Consider the following 17,785-nt stretch of genomic DNA (forward strand, 5'->3'; position numbering starts at 1 on the left):
CTGATAGATTTTAATTCTTAGTGCTTGTCCCATCAGCATAGTTGATTGTATAACCAGGTTCAATATTAAAAATGTAAACATTAAAATAGACTTGATTGTCACCAATACTTTGCGCACGCATCTGAACACCACGAGCCACTAATTCATTGCCACGGAAAATTGGTTTGACTTCGTAGCGGACATAATGGCTGGTACTTTGTTTGAGGTAATAAGCGATATCCATCTCATGAGCCAGCATGAGTGGCGTATTAAGGGTTTGCGTGCCGGTCATAAGGTTCTTGGGGTTGTTGTTTTCGCCGGTTAATTGATAACCAATAAGATGGCTGCGATTGTACAGCCAACCATGCGCGGTTTTCTTGTTGTGCCAGCCAGTTGGGTTCCATGTGAGTGGTTCACGCTTGGCTGTTGGCATGAGTGATTTATTTAAAAGCGCATTTGCATCTGTCACGCGATTTTGACCATCGAGATCAGAATAAGTTGCCCAAGCACCATTGGCAGTAGATAGATCAGCATCACTAAATGCAGGATTATTTTTGTTGACAATGATTTCTTGTTGGCCAGTGTAGTCAAGATTGGCAAGATCGGACGCTGTCGTGGCAGCAGCACTTGTTGATGATTCACTTGCAGCAGGTTGTGTTTTCGCTAACTTGGCTTTGAGATCGGTGATCTCTTTGCGTTTTTCCGTCAGTTCTGAATCAAGGCTGCTGATAGCTGACTGCGTCTTTTTGTTAGCCTTGGTTTGGCTGGCAACTGGATCGCCAGCTGACTTTACTGAACGACTATTAGTTGTACTGCAACCGCCGAGAAGAAGACCAACAACGGCCAGCGGCATGAAAAGTTGAAGTAATTTATTTTTTCTCATCGTAAGGCCTTTCGATAACCAGCTGCTTGTGCATCAGCTTCGGAATTGAAGTAAACCGCGTTGGCTGAATTCATGTGATAGCCAGCTTGACCAGGCACATGGTAAATTTTGCTACGGCTGTTTCCGATGATGGTGCCTTGTTCAGCCGTATTCATGTCACCTTCATTAGTCGTGGCCTGCTGTGTTTGTGCTGTCTGTTCCTTAGCGGCTGACTTTTGAGCCTCTTCAGCTTGTTTGGCTGCCTGTGCTGCTGCAACTGCTTGCGATGAGGCCGCGGCGGCTTGCTCAGACGCGGCAACTTGGCTCGCTGATGCTTCTTTGGAAGCTGCCTCAGATGCCGCTCTAGACGATGAAGCCTCAGCTTCGCTGGAAGCAGCAACTTGCGAACTTGCTTCCGATTCTAAGCTGGCCTCTTGTTTGCGAAGTGCTTTTAATTCAGATGTCTTCTTGGCTTTCGCTGCCAGTAAAACTTTCCCACGAGCTTTTTCGCTCTTGAGTTGGCGCTGCTGTTTGGCAGATAGCGCCTTGGTTTTGCTGGTTGACGATGTTTGCTGTGGTGATCCCGATGCGGCTTTCGTATCTACCAGTGGTCCGCCAGCGATCAATAAGACAAGCCCACCAACGAGTATGATCAAGTTTAAGCGCTTGGTGAGCGGATGTTTGCGTTGCCGAATCAATCTGACAATACCCCATATGAATCCCACTAGCCCGAGCAGCACAAAAATACTTCCCAGTGTTGACATGTTATTCCCTCCAAAGTTTTAATATCGACATTAGTTGTTTAAACATAATAAGATTTTTGTCGATTATTCCAAAGCTTATTTTCCCAGAAAAAAAGCCCGGCGACAAGCGCCGAGCTAGCTTCACAGTCAGTTTTTTTAGGATTTGACCACATCGACATTAGCATACAAGTTTGCAATGATTGCCAGCATGTCTTTTTCAGTCCGGTCCCAGCCGATCGTTTTAAGAAAGGCTTGACCATTTTGGACTTGGTTGCTGATCGTGTCAGGGTTGGCACAAGCATTTGCAAGCGTTTTGGCCAGATCTCGTTCATCAAGATGACTGGCAAAATAGGTCCCGTCTTTTAAGAAGTAGCTTCCTGTGCCTTCCTTAAAATCAATGAGTGGCAGGCCAGTGCTCATCATTTCATAAGGGACAAGCGAAAAATTGGTCATAGATGGCGCGATCCCGAAATCAGCACTTTGGTAAAGTCGATTTAATTCCGGGGGAGTCAGCTTACCAAGGTTTTCACCATTGATGAATCGTTTGCTGCGGCCGGTACCGAAGTATTGAATTTTGAGATCGATTCCTTTGGCGCGCAGTAACTGGCGGCAATTTTCGAGGACAATCTGAATGTTGATGGGTGCGCGCCGCGGGCTGCTCCACTTGGTATAGACAGCAAGCTTGATTTGCTTCTTTTGTTGATAAGGTCCCATGTCGCGTTCCTTGAATGGATACCGTGCGACATCGACAGGAAAGTTAATCACATCAATAGGACTGTGAACCTTGCAATGCATGGTGATCATGTGGGCACACCATGGACCAAGCGATACCATGTGCAGACCTAGACTGTAAGTTCGTCGCGCCATCTGATAGCGATCGCCATATGGATAGAAATACGGTTCGTAATCTTGAACAAAATACATTTTGTACCCCGGTTTGTTCTTGATCACATAAACGGATTCCCATAACGTGGCGACCCAAATATCGGAACGATGGGACTCAAGTTCGCCCATTGGCAGACAGGTTCCTTTGTAACCGGGATAATTAAATTCAGCATTCTGAATCATTTCGTCTTGGCTTTGTGGGACATAGCTTAAATAGTAGACATCGTAACCGGCGTTGGCCAGCAGCGTACCTAGATGCAGCATCGTTGTTTGACCGCCATCAAAACCGATAATGCCGGTTGTGACAAATGTGATCCGATTACCACGCGGTTTCGTTTGATCGGCTGGTTGATCATTAAAATATTTCAAAATCTGATCATATTGATGAATACTGCCATCAGGGGCATCACTAAACTTAGTTTTTGCAGGTTTCACAACGAGTCCTCCTTGTATGATTAATGGTACTTTGTGTCGCTTTAGGCGTTGCTTAAATTTGAGTAGAAAAAAGAAGAGCGGACTAATTGTCATCTCGCGTTTGATGTGACGATCCGTGTAGGCTCAAGCAGCGTACAAAAACGGCTACTTTATTTTAGTTTACATAATAACCGTAAACTTCTTTTTGAAAGTTTTCAAGTTGTCGCTGAATGGTCGTTAAGAACGGAGAGGCGTAAAATAGAAGGACAGGACCAGTGGTATACTGTGTTAATAATAGTGGCATTTGGCTAGGCAGGCGGATCATTACGAATGCTTATCTTTACCCTGACAGGGGCCTGTGCTAGTGTGAAAGTAAATTATTTTGTCATGAAAGAACAGGTGAAACGATGTTAACGATTGGTGTCATGGGACTTGGTACGATTGCGCAGAAAGCATATCTGCCAGTTTACACACAAATGCAGAATCAAGTGCACTGGGTACTGAGCACCCGCAACGACGATAAATTGCAACAATTGGCAACACAAGACGGACTTGCGATTGCGGGCACGACTTTAGAGGATTTGGATGCGCAACCGCTCGATGCCATCATGATCCACACGCCAACGGAAACCCATTATCAGTATGTGAAACATTTTCTGGAAAAAGGCGTCAACGTTTTTGTTGATAAACCACTTGCCACAGATATGGGCCAAATCAATGAATTATATGATTTAGCCGATACCCAGCACGTGCTGCTAACGGTTGGATTCAATCGACGATTTGCGCCCATAATTCAGGACTTGGCTGAAGTCGATGATAAAACAGGCGTTCGCGTTGACAAAAATCGGATTGATGCCCCTGACGATCCAGAACATGCACTGTGGGATCTCTTTATTCATCCGGTAGATACGGCCTTAATGTTGGCAGGCTATCCAGAAAAACCAAATACCCGATATTCATTGCATACCGGCGATGATGGTAAACTGCAGCAAGCTAGTGTGATTTTCACCGCACCGGGCATCCGCGGTGAAGCCGGGATTGACTTACAAGCAGGTACCAATCTTGAAGAAGCTCAGGTTGCGGCTCCAAGTGGCGTTCAGCGTGTGCAGAATCTTGATCAACTCGTCGTTTACGGACGTGGCGGGGCAACGCAGACATTCGCGCCTGATTGGCAGCCGATGTTAACAACGCGCGGTTTTCAGCCAATGGTTCAGGCCTTTGTTCAGGCTGTGGCGGATCCAGAAGGGAAAAACCCGGTATCACCAGCTACTAGTCAATTGGCGCACGCAGTTGTTGCGGATTTGGTTAATCAGATCAAGGCTTAAGTTGTCGTGGATTTTGGGATATAAGGCATCTAATCATTCGGATGCCATCAAGAAAATGCTCGCTAGTGAATTTTTGGCGTGGTGAGTACTGTCTTTTTGGAGGGAATCGCTTATGTATCGAAAAGAATTTATGGCAATGGCCAATGAAGAAGCCAAGGCAAACGTCAATGGTAGCGATGGCGGTCCGTTTGGTTGTGTGATCATCAAAGATGGTAAAGTTGTCAGCCGCGCGCATAATCAAGTGCTGGTCGATCACGACCCAACCGCCCATGGCGAGATCACGGCGATTCGAAAAGCTGGCCAGGCACTTGGCACACATGACTTAACCGGCTGTGAACTCTACACATCTGCCATGCCATGTCCCATGTGTCTCAGCGCCATTATCTGGGCCAACATTAAGCAGGTATACTATGGCAACACAGCAGACGATGCTGCGGCAATTGGCTTTCGCGATGCCGCTATCTATGATTTCATCAATGCCGGCTTGAAAGGCGACATGCTTGCTCTGAACCAACATGATCGCGAGTTGACGATCGGGGCATTCAAAGACTATCAATCGGCTCAAAAGAAACTTTATTAGCAACACGAGTGGCATCATCTATCATTAGCCAAAATGACTGACAGGAAAAAGCGAAAACCCGCATCAGTTGTCACCAAGTGCTGTCAAAATGTATTTGACATTTTCGCACTTTCCTGTAGAATAATTTAGGTACGATATTAAGCGCCACTCATTGCCCGTTGGTCAAGGGGTTAAGACGCCGCGTTCTCAGCGCGGAAACACGGGTTCGAATCCCGTACGGGTGAGAAATAGAACAAATAAGAACAAATGAAATCCTCGAAATGCCTTTAGAATGGTGTTTCGGGGGTTTTTGTTTTGGGGAGAAAGGACTAAAAGGGATAACTTAGGGGGCATTGATCGGGGACTTTCACGAACAAGTATTCGTGGAAAAAGGCAAATCCCCCCTGAAACGTGGAAACTATTGTGCCTCAAGGGTTTTGGGCGGTGATAAATGCATTGAGTTTTTAGAAGTCCCCTAATGATCGCTGAATCCAGCGTCCAGCACGGAATGTGGCGACCGATGATGTTTTCAGTCTTTTGAAGGCATTTTTACTACTTTGTCCCTTTTTTTCCAAGATACTCTTGACCGATTGACACCCGCAACTTGGTGTCAGCTTCGGCCTGCATTTGCGTGAAGACATGGCCGTACATGCGGTGAAGTTCCTTTAAACTGCTGTAACCAAGACGCTTCGCAATATACCAGTCAGAGTAACCAGCGTAGATCACACAAATTTAACCTTAAAGTTGACAAAAAAGTCACTGTTGATACATTATAAATATTGAAAAGAGGCCATCGGGAGGGTACCCCGATGACCTCGACACGGTCTGGAAGACTGGTGTAGAAGCTAACCCTCGTGGCTAGCTTCTTTTAGTATCTTGGTTGCGTAGTTATTTAAAAATATTGGCCGGCAAGCCACTAATTCATCATCGCTACTCCTAACGTCAAATAGGTAGCGAATAAAATCCAAACAAAGTATGGCACAAACAGGTAGGCTGCCAGTTTGTTCACATTGCGAAAGGCAACTATGCAGGCAAGGACAACCAAATCAAGCACTATAATGATGATCAGTCCGAGCCAATAGCTATTGCCGCCGAAAAACACGATGCTCCAAATGAAGTTGAGAAGCAGTTGACTGCCAAAAAGACTGAGATTGATGGTTTTTTGGGTACGCGATGTCGTGTCTTTGATGACTAAGTAACCAGCAACGCCAATTAATAAGTAGAGGATGATCCATACTGGTCCAAAGACAGCGGCTGGTGGTGAAAGTGGCGGCAGCTTTAAGGATGTATAGATGCCCTTGATATTACCTGCGAGTAGACCGGAAAGGGACCCAATAAGTTCAACAACGACGATGCTCAAAATGAGATGAAACCAGTTGATATTTCTTTTTGTTTGCATAAGCAATTACCTCCTTTTTTGAGTTTAGCATGCTCATTATTAATTGTGTTAATATCACGCATTTGATAAGGTGCGTCAATCATTGATTGTCAAAGGCTGTTACTGATCCAGAAACTGCCTTGACATAAGTTCTATGATAAAGGTAGAGCCTGCTTGAAGGCTTTGGCAGGCCAGAAGTTTGATTAAGCGAGGCGATCATCATGATGCAATATCGATTACAATTAGATACTAAAAACCAGTTGTTTGTAGCAATTGACGCACATGACCAGAACCATTTTGGAACTGGTCGGACGGTTGAAGAGGCTATTAAGAACTTGAAGGATTCAACAGACAACAAAGCTGCATAAAATCAGGTCGTGGACTTTCGCACTTGCGAGAACCCACGACCTGATTTTTTAGTGGCGCTTATTTTCCTAAAAGGTTCGTGGTAAGGCATCTTCTAGTGCATTCCCAATTCAATTCGTCAGACAACGCCGTAGCTTTTCGATAAATGGATTTAAGCCTGCGTTTCCAAGTAGTTCGATTCGGATTACTGATATCGCACCAATCGCCGCCGAGTTCGGATCCAAACAACGATAAGCACAGCGACTAGCGCAAACACACCGACTGCGGCAATGATGAACAAACTGCGATAGCTGAGCCAGTCGATGATTAGCCCGCCGAATAATGGCCCGAGTGCGCGACCAACGGAACCCCAAGAATTGACGAAACCTTGGTAGCGGCCTTTGATTTCACGCGGAGTCAGATCGTTAACGAGTGCAGGAATAGCAGGGGATGCGGTCGCTTCGCCAGTTGTCAAAGCAATCATTGCGATCATGAAAAGCGCATATGTGTGCGCGGTGATCAGAATGAGAAATGAGATGGCAACCATCACGAGACCAAAAAGAATTTGATAGATAATCTGAATGCCGTTGACGTGTTCGTTGAACCAGTTTAAAAAGAGTTGAATGACGACGATTAAAGCGGCATTCAAGGTCCACAGGAAACTGTAATTGCGTAACGGAATGCCTAGTCCAGTCATGTAGACGGACAAATTGGATGACCATTGTTGATACATGAGCCAAAAGATGAGCAAGGCAAAAAAGAAAGTGGTCAACATCAGCTTGTTTGCACTAGGCAAACTCGGCTTTGGTGTTTCGGTCGTCGTCTCTTTTCGTGTCGGTTGCGCTGTTTTTGCCGCCGGTCGGAATTTGATTAGGACGATCCCAAAGAAAATGCCATATAACACAACCGCAATCAAAAAAAGTAGGGTAATGCTGATATCATAAACAAACCCAACCAACGCAGTGCCAACCACAACACCGACATTTTGCGCAAAGTAGAGCATCGTGAAGACATAGCGGCCGTCTTTTGATCGGATGCTTGTGCCGAGTGAATTCACCATCGTAATGTTCCACCCTGAGCCAATGCCCAGTAAGGTCAGCCAAATGCTGTAGGCTGGCCAGCCGTGCCACAAGGTCAAACCGATCAAGACCAAGCCGGTGAGCCCAACACCAAACAAAGCAAGGCGGTAGGGGTCGCCTTGGTCGTACAGACGTCCGCCAATGATACTGCCGACGACGCTCCCAAGCGAATTTAGCAGTAAAACGACACCGATGACAGTTAGCGAAATGTCTAGGCGATTATGCAAATAAATGCTGGTTAAAGGCCAGATGAAACTCATGCCAATGCTACTAAGTAAGGCACCTGTCAGTAACCAGCGTAACTGAATTTCGCGCACCAAGGGTAACGCCCCCTTTTTAAAATAATTGCAAGGCACGGAGCCGCTTGCTGCCTGTGTTTAAGACAATAATGCCATGTTACGTCAAGTGTGATCGGGCGGTCAAACCTATTTTGGGGGATGCTTTCATGATTGAAAATAAACGCAGACACATTTTGTGAGTCAGAAAAGGAAAAGAATAGGGACTTGGCAACATGTCCCAAAACCTTAATGCATAGCAGGCAGGCGCATGCGTAAATAAGCGATGAAATGGAAGACGATACCAAGTAGTAGCAAGACGCCAGCGATCCAAACGTTCAGCCAACTGACCAAAATGGAACTACCATAAATTAAGCCACTGATTAACGGATCGATACGTTGTGTAGGACTGGTGATGCCATGATCGGTGAGTTGTGGATGGGTGCTTAGATAATGATAAATCAACCAATAAGAAAGCGAAATTAAGAGAGCGACAATGTCGTAGACAATAAACGCTACCTGCATGTCAGCATGATTCAAGGTTCGTAACGCCATTGCAACCAGTGACATGCTGTAGTTGATTAACGTTGCGGTGAATAACAGGATGAGATTCAAAATATTCAGCGCCGTGGTGGTTCTCTTAACATGAGTAAAGTAGTCGTGGTGGAAAAGCCACAAGGTACCGACGTAAAAATAAGAGGTGAGGTAAGTGATTAATAATGGCATTTGTCCGGTTACTTGGTGCAACAGCGTCCCTGGTCGGCCAGCAACGGGATGAAATTCAAGCACCAAAATAGTGATTAAAATGGCAAACACGCCATCGCTAAACGCTTCGATACGAGATTTTGACATAGCGATCATTGCCTCCTTTTGATTGCCATTTGGGTGAGGTATGCCGGATCGGTTGTAAGAAGTTGTCAGCAAAAAAGCGGCCGCAAGATTCGGACCGCTTGATGTCATTCACTTATAACTTAAAGATTTTTATCCATATTAAACGTTAACTTCGACAGTTTTAAACTTTCCATGACATAGTTGTTAATCAAAGCTTTAGTAGCTTGCTTGGTGTGATCAACTAACTTGTAATTGGCTTCAGTTAAATACTGCGTCAACTCTTTATCCCCAAGATCCTTGGCACCGTCGTCGGTGGCTTGGATCATTTCACGATAGTCGCGATTCAGGGCAGTTAAATAATCGCGATCTGCTTGAATAAACTGGGTGTAATGCGCTTCGACTAACACATCCAAGAGGCGATGCAGCCAGTAAGCTGAATCGGCATCGATATCGAATGTTTTCGGCGTTTTAGAGTAGCTTGGATCGGTATCGTTGGCGTTGCAATAAAACGGTACATACGGGCTGAAAGTCGGCATGCCAATCGCTAGCCACATAATGGCAGCAAGTCCTTCATTGACATCACGGCGTAGCTGCAAAATGTGTGAATTTTGCGTACGGTTCAAGCCGATTGGCCGGTAACGGAAACGATCGGCATCACTACCATGACCATAAGGATCAAATGGTGTCTCGTTGTAATGGCTGCCGAGGATTTGGGCAATGTCTTCACGGTTGATCAGGTGATCGGTATGCATGATGAATGGCAATTCGGCTGATTCGGGATCAGCTTCGATTTCTGGATTCAGAATTTTGTGACCATACCACACACGCGGCGTGTTGTAGTGACGATCCTTTTCATTCATCGTGCCGAAAATGTGGCGGAAGTTCCAACCTTCTTTGTCGGTGTTCAGGTGATGCGCATCGACGAATTCTTGAATACCTTCACTCCAGACGAAATTGTCGGTATCATCAAAGTCAACTTGCTGGATAGCAACCTGATTAGCAGCAATCGCGTAGGCATCATCAGGAATGCGCTGTGCAACCCAATGATGGCCAGTCACGATTTCCATATACCAGACATTATCTTTGTCGGAAAACAACACCGAGTTGCCAGCAGGAGAGCCGTATTGCTTGATGAGTTGACCCAGATACTCAACCCCATGACGAGCAGATTCGATGAATGGCAGCACCATGTTGACGATCAAGTCTTCATCAAGCCCATCTTTAACCAACGGATCAAACCCCAACGCCCGTTCATTGCCGTAAGTACTTTCGGTGGCTGACATCGCGACATTGCGTTCGTTGATCCCGCTTTCCTCGTAATCACCGAGTTTATCGTTCTCAACATTTGGGACAGCATTATAGCGATAGCCGTTCTCCGGCAAGTCTGCTTCGAAACCGTTCAAAGGTGATTTAACGTGCAGCGATTTCTCGCCTTTCCAGCCCGCGTGCATATAGAAACGTTGTGGTGTTAGGGGACTGAAGGTGTCGTCGTTACGTGCGATCATCGTTGAACCATCGATGCTGGCCTTCTTACCGACCAGAATCGAGGTGCATGCAGATTCAATTTTCATTCTTGCGCCTCACTTCTTAAGTATTGGTAATAGTTTACGCCAGAATCAGGTATTTTGCACCTTCATAAAAAAAGACGTTGACAAGTGCGCAAAAATTTTTTAAGATATTACTCGTTGTTAAGTTATTGGGTAGTAGCGAAGTGGTAACGCAGTGGACTCTGAATCCATAATCATAGGTTCGATCCCTATCTACCCAAGCGCGATATTAAAAGATGCTGTGAACAGACATACTTGTTTGTTCACAGCATCTTTTTTTTCGTCTAAATCATTTTAATCCCGGTTATGAGCGCTGGGTCCAAGCTAAAAAGGCAGCGTAGCCAAAACAAAGACAACCATAAAGCAGAAAAGCGCCGATGATGAAGGACAGCCATGGCCAAGTTAAAAAAGCGCGTGCGATGAAAAGGAAGAAAGCCATCAGCACCGCGCGCAGGCCACGGGTGAAGACGGCTTTGACAGCATTATTCAAATGACACCTCAATTAGCAGGCGCCGTGCCTTGGTCAGGTGGCTCGTGGTTAACCACATATTATTAGTTGAAGCCTGCTCAGCGTCTTCACTCAATTCAGGCAGCAGGCTTAATAACCATGCACCTAACTCAGGATTATTGAATGCAAAATGTTCTGGCAAACGGATAACCCGTAACCGATTTGGTGGGAAAAAGAGTGATTGTTCAGGAAACAACACACGGTCGTCTAAAAGAATACTGGCGACATTTTGATAAGGTACCGTGCGAACCTGATAACTTTGCGGATGGGCATGGGCATATGCCAGTATCATGATGGCTGCGTTGATCACAAAAAAGGCCTCCATTCAGAAATGCTTACGGGTTTCATGATACCATGGAAAGGAGAAGTGTGTGCGTTAAGCGAGAATGCGCAGTGGACAGTCACGATGCGACAATGATGATGAGATGGCATAGGTGCACGGACTGAAGGAGTGATAGACATGACGATAAGGCTATATTTGGTTAGACATGGCGAAACGCCTATGAATGCGGCTCGACAATTGCAAGGCATCACAGATGCGGCGTTGACGGCTAAGGGACGCGCCGCTGCCGACCGATTAGGCGAGTTGCTACGGCCAGTGCCTTTTGCAAAAGTCTTTACCAGTGATCGCGGCAGGACAATTGAAACCGCTTATCGGATTATTGCTGGTCATCAGCCGCAACCGCCATTGATTCAATTGTCCGCCTTACGTGAATATTATTTTGGCGGCTTAGAAGGTGATTCTGGTAACGCCGTCATCACCCGCACGATTCGTCAATTTGGGGTGGCTGCCGCTTTTCGGGCTTGGCGCGGGTCGGAGCGTTTTGCTGGACTCGTGCGGTCAATTCGAGAAGCAGATCCGACCCATCAGGCAGAGGACTTACCAGATTTGATTGCTCGTGCCCACCAGGCTTTTACCCAAGTGATCGCCCAAAGCCCGGACAACAGTGACATTCTAGTTGTTTCGCACGGTATGTTACTGAGTGCGTTGATTTATCAGCTGGCGCCAGAGGACTTGCCGTTTATGCTGTTGAAGAATACCAGTGTGACGCGGGTTGACATCACAGAGAAGCAGTGGCAGGTGCGCGGCGTTAATTTAACGCGTGAACGCGACATTTTGGCACTTCGCGGCTCAGCAACGTCGACGGCACCCGATGCTGCCTCGGATCAGTCGCCAAAGTGATTTCTTGGACTGAATGGTTATTTAACAGCAACCAGTCATGTCCCAATAATAAGAATTTTGTTAAAACGACAACCTCAGACCTTCGACTGAATTTGTCGTTTTTTGATTGCATTTTAAAACAACCGCGACTATAATGACAGCTTGTCACATGACAAATTGTCATATCCGTGAAAGGAGGCCGTCATGCCGAAACCAACGTTTTTTCGGTTACCGGAAGCAAAGCAAAAACGTCTAATGGATGCCGCTAATAAAGAGTTTGCCCGCGCACCATTTAATGATGCTAGTATTAGTCATATTATAAAGGATGCAGGGATTCCGCGCGGTAGTTATTATCAATATTTTGATGACAAAGCCGATCTTTATTTTTATTTATTGGAACAAGTGCGGCATCGCGCAGTTGCTGCTTTGCAACAGGTGATGGCCAAACATCACGGGGATCTTTTTGCCGCTATGTCAGAATTTTTTGGGCTGACGATTGATGCGCTGGTTCAAGGTCCGCATGCAGCACTTTATCGCAATGTCTTTTTGCATATGGATTTCCACAGTGCCTCAAAAATGGCCGGATCACCTTTAGCTGAGCGGCCCCGTGGGCATCATGAGATTCATCAGTATTTGCTGGCAAATATTGATCGTCGTCAGTTACGAATCAAAAGCGACGATGATGTCAGTTTGCTCATTCGTCAGATTGTCGGGATGTTCATGCAGACAATCGGCTATTTTTATTCACGCCAGACTAAAGGTAAAGAGGTGACCGTTGCTGAGTTGAAGCAACGCACCAATCAAATTCTGGACTGGTTGCAGTACGGCGTTGCCAGTGAAGGGGAACGTCATTAAATTGTGCAAGACGGTCGACCGCAATTGCGATCTAATGCACGTGTTAGGAGGAAATTATGCTTAAGCTTGCAAAAAAACGCATGTCTGGCTGGGCCGTCATCGGCGCCGTCCTGTTCATGATCGTTCAGGTGATGAGCAACCTGTACTTACCAAACTTGACAGCCGATATTGTTAACAACGGGGTTGCCAAAGGCGATATTGATTACATTTGGGCAACCGGGATGAAAATGATCCTGTTTGCCTTGCTCAGTATTCTTGCGAGCGTGGGAAATGTTTTTCTTGCGTCGCAGACATCGCAAAAACTGGGACAAAAATTACGTTCCGACGTCTATCGCAAGGTCATTAACTATTCTCATGATGAGATGGACAAGGTCGGCACAAGCTCTTTGATCACCCGGACAACGAACGACGTCACCCAAATTCAAAACGTTTGGATGATGATCTTGCGAATGATGATCATGGCACCAATCATGCTCATCGGGGCAAGCTTTTTGGCTTATCAAAAGAGTCATACCCTGACCATGGTTTTCTTGATTAGTCTGCCATTATTAGCCTTTTTCCTATTGATTATTATGTATTTTGCTGTGCCGTTGTTTAAGGCTATGCAGAAGAAGACCGATAACATTAACTTAGTTTTCCGGGAAGGTTTGACTGGCGTTCGGGTCATTCGTGCCTTTCGTCAAGATGATTTTGAACAAAATCGGTTTGAAACGGTTAACCAAGATTACACGCACAATGCCGTGAAAGTCTTTTCAATCATCGCTGCGGTTTTCCCAGTGATGACGTTGATTATGAGTGGCACGAACATTGGCATTACTTGGTGGGGCGGCCATTTGATCGCGCAACAAGCACTTGAAACTGGGAATCTGATTGCGTTCATGACGTATGCAATGCAGATTTTAATGAGTTTCATGATGCTTTCTATGATCTTTGTGTTCATTCCGCGGGCGCAGGCTTCTGCGGTTCGTTTGAATGAAGTTTTGGACCAACATAGTCGGATTACGACGCCAACCTCACCAAAGTCGTTAGACACTACCCATCCTGCACTGCAGTTTGATCACGTCCAATTCCGTTATCACCATGCGGAAGAGCCAGCCTTGAGTGATATTGATGTGCAGGTCACTGGTGGTGAGACGCTGGCGATTATTGGCGGAACCGGGAGTGGGAAAACGACGATGGTCAATCTGATTCCTCGGTTCTACGATGCAGAAAAAGGGCATGTTCGAGTTGACGGCGAGGACGTAAAAGCCGTTGATTTGAAGAAGCTGCATGAAGCTGTGGCTTTCGTACCGCAGAAAGCCAATCTTTTCACCGGAACGGTGCGCGATAACATGAAATATGGGAATGATGAGGCAACCGATGATCAAATCTGGCATGCCCTTGAAATTGCCCAAGCTAAAGATTTCATCGCGGCCAATCCAGAAGGCCTGGACTATCAAGTTGAACAAGGCGGCGGTAATTTCTCTGGCGGGCAACGTCAACGGTTAGCCATTGCGCGTGCTTTGGTCAAGGATGCATCTGTTTATGTTTTTGATGATTCATTCTCTGCGCTAGACTTTAAAACCGATGCTAATTTGCGCGCCGCTTTAAAGGCCGATGCTAAAATCCAGACAAAAGTCGTTGTCATTGTTGGTCAGCGAGTATCAACTGTCGCCGATGCGGACACGATTGTCGTGTTGGATGAAGGTAAGATGGTCGGCAAGGGGACACATGCTGAGTTGAAGGCCACCAACACGACTTATCAGGAGATTATCAAGTCACAGATTCGGGAAGGAGACGAGCAATAATGGCAGATCAAAAAAAGTCTGAAACCACGAAGCAGCCGTGCGGCCCTCGGATGGGTCCAGGCGGCCGTGCCGGTCTCGTTGAAAAGCCGAAGAATTTCTGGGGCACGACGGCGCGTTTGTTTGGTTACATGCGCAATCGGCTGATTGGGATCATTGCCGTACTGGTTTTGGCGATTGCCTCAACCGTCTTTCAGATTCGCACACCGAAAATTTTAGGGGAAGCCACAACCGAAATTTTTAAAGGCGTCATGAAGGGGCAAGCTGAACAAAAAGCTGGCATGTCAGTTGGCACTTATCCAGTTGATTTTGACAAGATCAAACAAATTATCTTAATCGTCCTAGTCTTGTATTTGGGCAGTGCGCTGTTCAGTTTCCTGCAGCAGTTCATTATGACCCGAATTTCGCAGAACACGGTTTATCAACTGCGAAAAGATTTGAAGTACAAGATGAAAACTGTGCCGATTAAGTATTACGACACGCACAGCAACGGTGATATCATGTCGCGGGCGATTAATGATATGGACAATATCGCCTCAACTTTGCAGCAGAGTCTGACACAAATGGTGACAAGTGCTGTGATGTTTGTCGGGACGATCTGGATGATGTTGACGATCTCTTGGAAACTCACGCTGATTGCTTTGGTGACGATTCCGCTTGGCCTGATTGTGGTCGGGATCGTTGCGCCTAAGTCACAAAGGTTCTTCGCTGCTCAGCAGAAAGCCTTAGGGTTGCTGAATAACCAAGTTGAAGAGACTTATGGCGGCCAAGTCATCATCAAGAGTTTCAATCGTGAAGACGATGAAGTCCGCGATTTTGAAGGTCAGAACCAAGCCTTTTATAATGCTGCTTGGAAGGCCCAGTTTGTTTCTGGGATCATCATGCCGCTCATGATCTTCCTGAACAACATCGGTTATGTTTTTGTAGCAATCATGGGTGGTATCGAAGTTGCCAACGGTGCCATTACACTGGGGAATGTGCAAGCTTTCCTGCAATACATGCAACAGTTCTCTCAGCCGATTTCACAATTGGCCAACTTGGCTAACACGATTCAGTCAACGATTGCCAGTGCCGAACGAATCTTTGCTGTTCTGGACGAACAGGACATGCAAGACGAGCCGTCTGGTGTGCCAGCAGTCGCAAATGATCCGAACAAATTAGTGATGGATCACGTACAATTTGGGTATACACCGGATATGCTGCTGTTGAAGGATTACAATTTGCAAGTGAAACCAGGGCAAATGGTGGCCATTGTTGGACCAACTGGGGCCGGCAAAACCACGATCATCAACTTGTTGGAACGTTTCTACGACATCAGTGGCGGTTCGATTCGCTTGAACGGGACAGACACGCGTGATATGAAGCGAGAGGCAGTTCGCTCGCATTTTGCTATGGTGCTTCAGGATACGTGGCTGTTTACCGGTACCATTTGGGATAATTTGAAGTATGGTCGAGAAGATGCGACAGACGATGAAGTGCTTGCGGCTGCCAAGGCGGCGCATGTTGATAACTTTGTCCGGCAGTTGCCAGATGGCTATAACACGATTCTGAATGAAGAGGCTTCAAATATTTCTCAAGGGCAACGGCAATTGCTGACGATTGCGCGTGCGTTTGTCGCCGATCCTGAGATTCTGATTCTTGATGAAGCAACCAGTTCAGTTGATACCCGAACTGAAATTCATATTCAGCATGCCATGAACCGACTGTTGACGAATCGAACCAGTTTTGTTGTTGCACATCGACTTTCCACGATTCGCGACGCTGACAACATCATCGTGATGGATCATGGTTCGATTGTTGAAACCGGCAACCATGATGAACTCATGGCCAAAAATGGCTTCTACGCTGATCTGTATAACAGTCAATTTAGCGGTAATGTTGCTATTTAGGGCTGATTTGTAGGGACGAGCGTGAGCAATGATTCCCTTGTAGGACTTGTGATTCGTTAAATTCCGAATAATCGTAGGCGGGTGCTAGGCTAAAAGTTCCTTGCCGTGCCAAACGCCGCAATCTCCGGCCAGATGGGGTGGCGACGCGTAGCTAGAGCAGTGACGGCGTTTTGAGCTCGCAAAAAGCGCGATCTCAAAGTCGCCTAACAACATCAGCTCCAAGGACCGTCGCTGTGTTGTTTCCACGGCTGAGCCCCATCTGGCCTACGATTGCTCCGCCTTGGCACTAGGATTTTTAAATTTTTCCTGACTATCTATGAAAAACAAAGACGACTGATTTTCCGCAATTGAAAATCAGTCGTCTTTTGTTTGGCAATGGTGAACGTTGAAACATCTTAACTTTTCAGCGCCGCTTGTGGCGCATGAAGGTGGCGTAGTGCAGTAGGCAGGCTAACAGAACAAAGAAGATTACCACGAAGCTGACATAGCGCCACCAGAAGTTGGTGGCGATGCCAGGTAAAAGTAACTGAATGCCCATCGTCGCCAGCGCCATCACAGCAATCATACCGAATAATAAGAAGTATCGTTTCACGGTTTCATCATCCTTTTTCTTAAATGTGCCTAATTTTTCGCCGAGTTGGTGGGCTTGATTGACCTTTGCCAGTGGCAGTGAGGCCATCCCCCAAGTATGCGGTAAAACCAGTTCGGTTATTTTATGGACACCTGCTGCTGCCATGGCTTTATCAATCGCAACCAAGGTCGCATCGGTTTGGTGCGTGAACGTATTGTCCAAGCCGGTGGCAAAACAACTGGTGACACTGACATAATGCTTGTCCTTGAATTGCCCAGGCAAGGTGTCACCTTTATGAGTCATTCGCGTCATGCGATGGCGCATACAGTCCAGCAGTTGCTTAAATTGACCAGCGACAGTGCCAAAATAGGTTGGTGTACCTAATACCCAAACATCAGCAGCTTTTAATTTGGCTTCGAATTTATCCAGCGTTGGATTTGTGGTCTCAGGTTTGTCAGGATGAATTTGATATTGATTCAAATCGACAAACTCAGTTGTGGCGGGCGCTGCAACGCCGGCCAGCACTTCTTTGACTAAGCTGGCGGTGAGGCCATTAGCATCCTGACCACCGTATATTCCCAAAATTTTCATCAAATACTTGCGCCTTTCTATGTCATGTTTTTACATGACATCACACTTAACTCTAAAAAACATTTGTGAATTTCGCAACTTAGTTTTGTTGAAGAAGCCGACTTTCGCGATGGCCAGTACTTTTTGAGTTGATTTGCGAATTGAATCACCAAATCAAGCGTTTTGTTGGCAAAAATTGAACCGAATCATTATGCTGTTCTCAG

The 17,785-nt window shown here is 46.2% G+C and carries 18 protein-coding genes and 2 tRNA genes; 9 read left to right on the plus strand and 11 right to left on the minus strand.

The window, feature by feature from the left end; genetic code table 11:
* Positions 1 to 10: 10 nt before the first annotated feature.
* The 3 genes from AC07KQ_RS05740 to AC07KQ_RS05750 all read right to left on the minus strand — a co-directional run bounded on the left by AC07KQ_RS05740 (position 11) and on the right by AC07KQ_RS05750 (position 2,904).
* Positions 11 to 862, minus strand: coding sequence for a DNA/RNA non-specific endonuclease (locus tag AC07KQ_RS05740; RefSeq protein WP_013245660.1), 852 nt, complete (start codon positions 860 to 862; stop codon positions 11 to 13).
* On the minus strand, positions 859 to 1,605 hold the full coding sequence (locus tag AC07KQ_RS05745; protein ID WP_013245661.1) for a sunset domain-containing protein: 747 nt from the start codon (positions 1,603 to 1,605) through the stop codon (positions 859 to 861). Before AC07KQ_RS05745 ends, AC07KQ_RS05740 begins: the two co-directional genes overlap by 4 nt.
* 135 nt (positions 1,606 to 1,740) lie before the next feature.
* The gene (locus AC07KQ_RS05750) at positions 1,741 to 2,904 is read right to left on the minus strand and encodes a glycosyltransferase (RefSeq protein ID WP_003574634.1); all 1,164 of its coding nucleotides are present in this window, start codon (positions 2,902 to 2,904) and stop codon (positions 1,741 to 1,743) included.
* A gap of 386 nt (positions 2,905 to 3,290) precedes the next feature.
* Here AC07KQ_RS05750 and AC07KQ_RS05755 point away from each other — a divergent pair, with 386 nt between their 5' ends.
* The 3 genes from AC07KQ_RS05755 to AC07KQ_RS05765 all read left to right on the plus strand — a co-directional run bounded on the left by AC07KQ_RS05755 (position 3,291) and on the right by AC07KQ_RS05765 (position 5,012).
* Entirely contained in the window at positions 3,291 to 4,208 is a 918-nt protein-coding gene (locus AC07KQ_RS05755) for a Gfo/Idh/MocA family protein (RefSeq protein WP_480156626.1), read from the plus strand.
* 112 nt (positions 4,209 to 4,320) lie between these two features.
* Positions 4,321 to 4,788 (plus strand): nucleoside deaminase, encoded by a 468-nt coding sequence (locus tag AC07KQ_RS05760; protein ID WP_013245663.1) that lies wholly within the window; start codon positions 4,321 to 4,323, stop codon positions 4,786 to 4,788.
* A 152-nt stretch (positions 4,789 to 4,940) separates the two neighbouring features.
* Positions 4,941 to 5,012, plus strand: a tRNA-Glu gene (locus AC07KQ_RS05765).
* A 307-nt stretch (positions 5,013 to 5,319) separates the two neighbouring features.
* Here AC07KQ_RS05765 and AC07KQ_RS05770 read toward each other — a convergent pair.
* On the minus strand, positions 5,320 to 5,493 hold the full coding sequence (locus AC07KQ_RS05770) for a hypothetical protein (RefSeq protein WP_003574640.1): 174 nt from the start codon (positions 5,491 to 5,493) through the stop codon (positions 5,320 to 5,322).
* A 190-nt stretch (positions 5,494 to 5,683) separates the two neighbouring features.
* Positions 5,684 to 6,166, minus strand: a complete 483-nt coding sequence (locus AC07KQ_RS05775) for a TspO/MBR family protein (protein WP_016386755.1) — start codon at positions 6,164 to 6,166, stop codon at positions 5,684 to 5,686.
* A gap of 200 nt (positions 6,167 to 6,366) precedes the next feature.
* On the opposite strand from AC07KQ_RS05775, the gene AC07KQ_RS05780 reads away from it, so the two are divergent.
* Positions 6,367 to 6,513, plus strand: coding sequence for a hypothetical protein (locus AC07KQ_RS05780; protein ID WP_003564909.1), 147 nt, complete (start codon positions 6,367 to 6,369; stop codon positions 6,511 to 6,513).
* 182 nt (positions 6,514 to 6,695) lie between these two features.
* Here AC07KQ_RS05780 and AC07KQ_RS05785 read toward each other — a convergent pair whose 3' ends face one another.
* The 3 genes from AC07KQ_RS05785 to AC07KQ_RS05795 form a co-directional block, all read right to left on the minus strand.
* Positions 6,696 to 7,889 carry an MDR family MFS transporter gene (locus tag AC07KQ_RS05785; protein ID WP_003578695.1) on the minus strand — a complete coding sequence of 398 codons (1,194 nt, stop codon included), beginning with the start codon at positions 7,887 to 7,889 and terminating at the stop codon, positions 6,696 to 6,698.
* 204 nt (positions 7,890 to 8,093) lie between these two features.
* The gene (locus AC07KQ_RS05790; protein ID WP_003569935.1) at positions 8,094 to 8,696 is read right to left on the minus strand and encodes a TMEM175 family protein; all 603 of its coding nucleotides are present in this window, start codon (positions 8,694 to 8,696) and stop codon (positions 8,094 to 8,096) included.
* Between the two features lie 119 nt (positions 8,697 to 8,815).
* A complete protein-coding gene (locus tag AC07KQ_RS05795; RefSeq protein WP_003564915.1) occupies positions 8,816 to 10,246 on the minus strand; it encodes a C69 family dipeptidase in 1,431 nt (476 codons plus the stop codon).
* Positions 10,247 to 10,372: 126 nt separating this feature from the next.
* Between AC07KQ_RS05795 and AC07KQ_RS05800 the strand changes: the two genes are divergently transcribed.
* A tRNA-Gln gene (locus tag AC07KQ_RS05800) sits at positions 10,373 to 10,443 on the plus strand.
* A gap of 83 nt (positions 10,444 to 10,526) precedes the next feature.
* On the opposite strand, the gene AC07KQ_RS05805 is transcribed toward AC07KQ_RS05800, so the two are convergent.
* Together AC07KQ_RS05805 and AC07KQ_RS05810 are read right to left on the minus strand one after the other, a co-directional pair.
* Positions 10,527 to 10,712: a hypothetical protein gene (locus AC07KQ_RS05805; RefSeq protein ID WP_003564917.1), complete on the minus strand. Its 186-nt coding sequence runs from the start codon at positions 10,710 to 10,712 to the stop codon at positions 10,527 to 10,529.
* Positions 10,705 to 11,040 (minus strand): hypothetical protein, encoded by a 336-nt coding sequence (locus AC07KQ_RS05810; RefSeq protein WP_003569937.1) that lies wholly within the window; start codon positions 11,038 to 11,040, stop codon positions 10,705 to 10,707. Before AC07KQ_RS05810 ends, AC07KQ_RS05805 begins: the two co-directional genes overlap by 8 nt.
* Positions 11,041 to 11,190: 150 nt before the next feature.
* On the opposite strand from AC07KQ_RS05810, the gene AC07KQ_RS05815 reads away from it, so the two are divergent.
* From AC07KQ_RS05815 to AC07KQ_RS05830, 4 genes are all read left to right on the plus strand, one after another.
* Complete coding sequence (locus AC07KQ_RS05815) at positions 11,191 to 11,913, plus strand: histidine phosphatase family protein (RefSeq protein ID WP_013245665.1); 723 nt, start codon at positions 11,191 to 11,193, stop codon at positions 11,911 to 11,913.
* Positions 11,914 to 12,096: 183 nt separating this feature from the next.
* Positions 12,097 to 12,747 carry a TetR/AcrR family transcriptional regulator gene (locus AC07KQ_RS05820; protein WP_003569939.1) on the plus strand — a complete coding sequence of 217 codons (651 nt, stop codon included), beginning with the start codon at positions 12,097 to 12,099 and terminating at the stop codon, positions 12,745 to 12,747.
* A 56-nt stretch (positions 12,748 to 12,803) separates the two neighbouring features.
* Positions 12,804 to 14,534 carry an ABC transporter ATP-binding protein gene (locus tag AC07KQ_RS05825; RefSeq protein ID WP_003569941.1) on the plus strand — a complete coding sequence of 577 codons (1,731 nt, stop codon included), beginning with the start codon at positions 12,804 to 12,806 and terminating at the stop codon, positions 14,532 to 14,534.
* Positions 14,534 to 16,420, plus strand: a complete 1,887-nt coding sequence (locus tag AC07KQ_RS05830; RefSeq protein WP_480156627.1) for an ABC transporter ATP-binding protein — start codon at positions 14,534 to 14,536, stop codon at positions 16,418 to 16,420. Before AC07KQ_RS05825 ends, AC07KQ_RS05830 begins: the two co-directional genes overlap by 1 nt.
* Before the next feature lie 403 nt (positions 16,421 to 16,823).
* Here AC07KQ_RS05830 and AC07KQ_RS05835 read toward each other — a convergent pair whose 3' ends face one another.
* Complete coding sequence (locus tag AC07KQ_RS05835; RefSeq protein ID WP_003564934.1) at positions 16,824 to 17,582, minus strand: flavodoxin family protein; 759 nt, start codon at positions 17,580 to 17,582, stop codon at positions 16,824 to 16,826.
* Positions 17,583 to 17,785 lie beyond the last annotated feature (203 nt).

Source organism: Lacticaseibacillus sp. YLM2-1 (assembly GCF_056583465.1).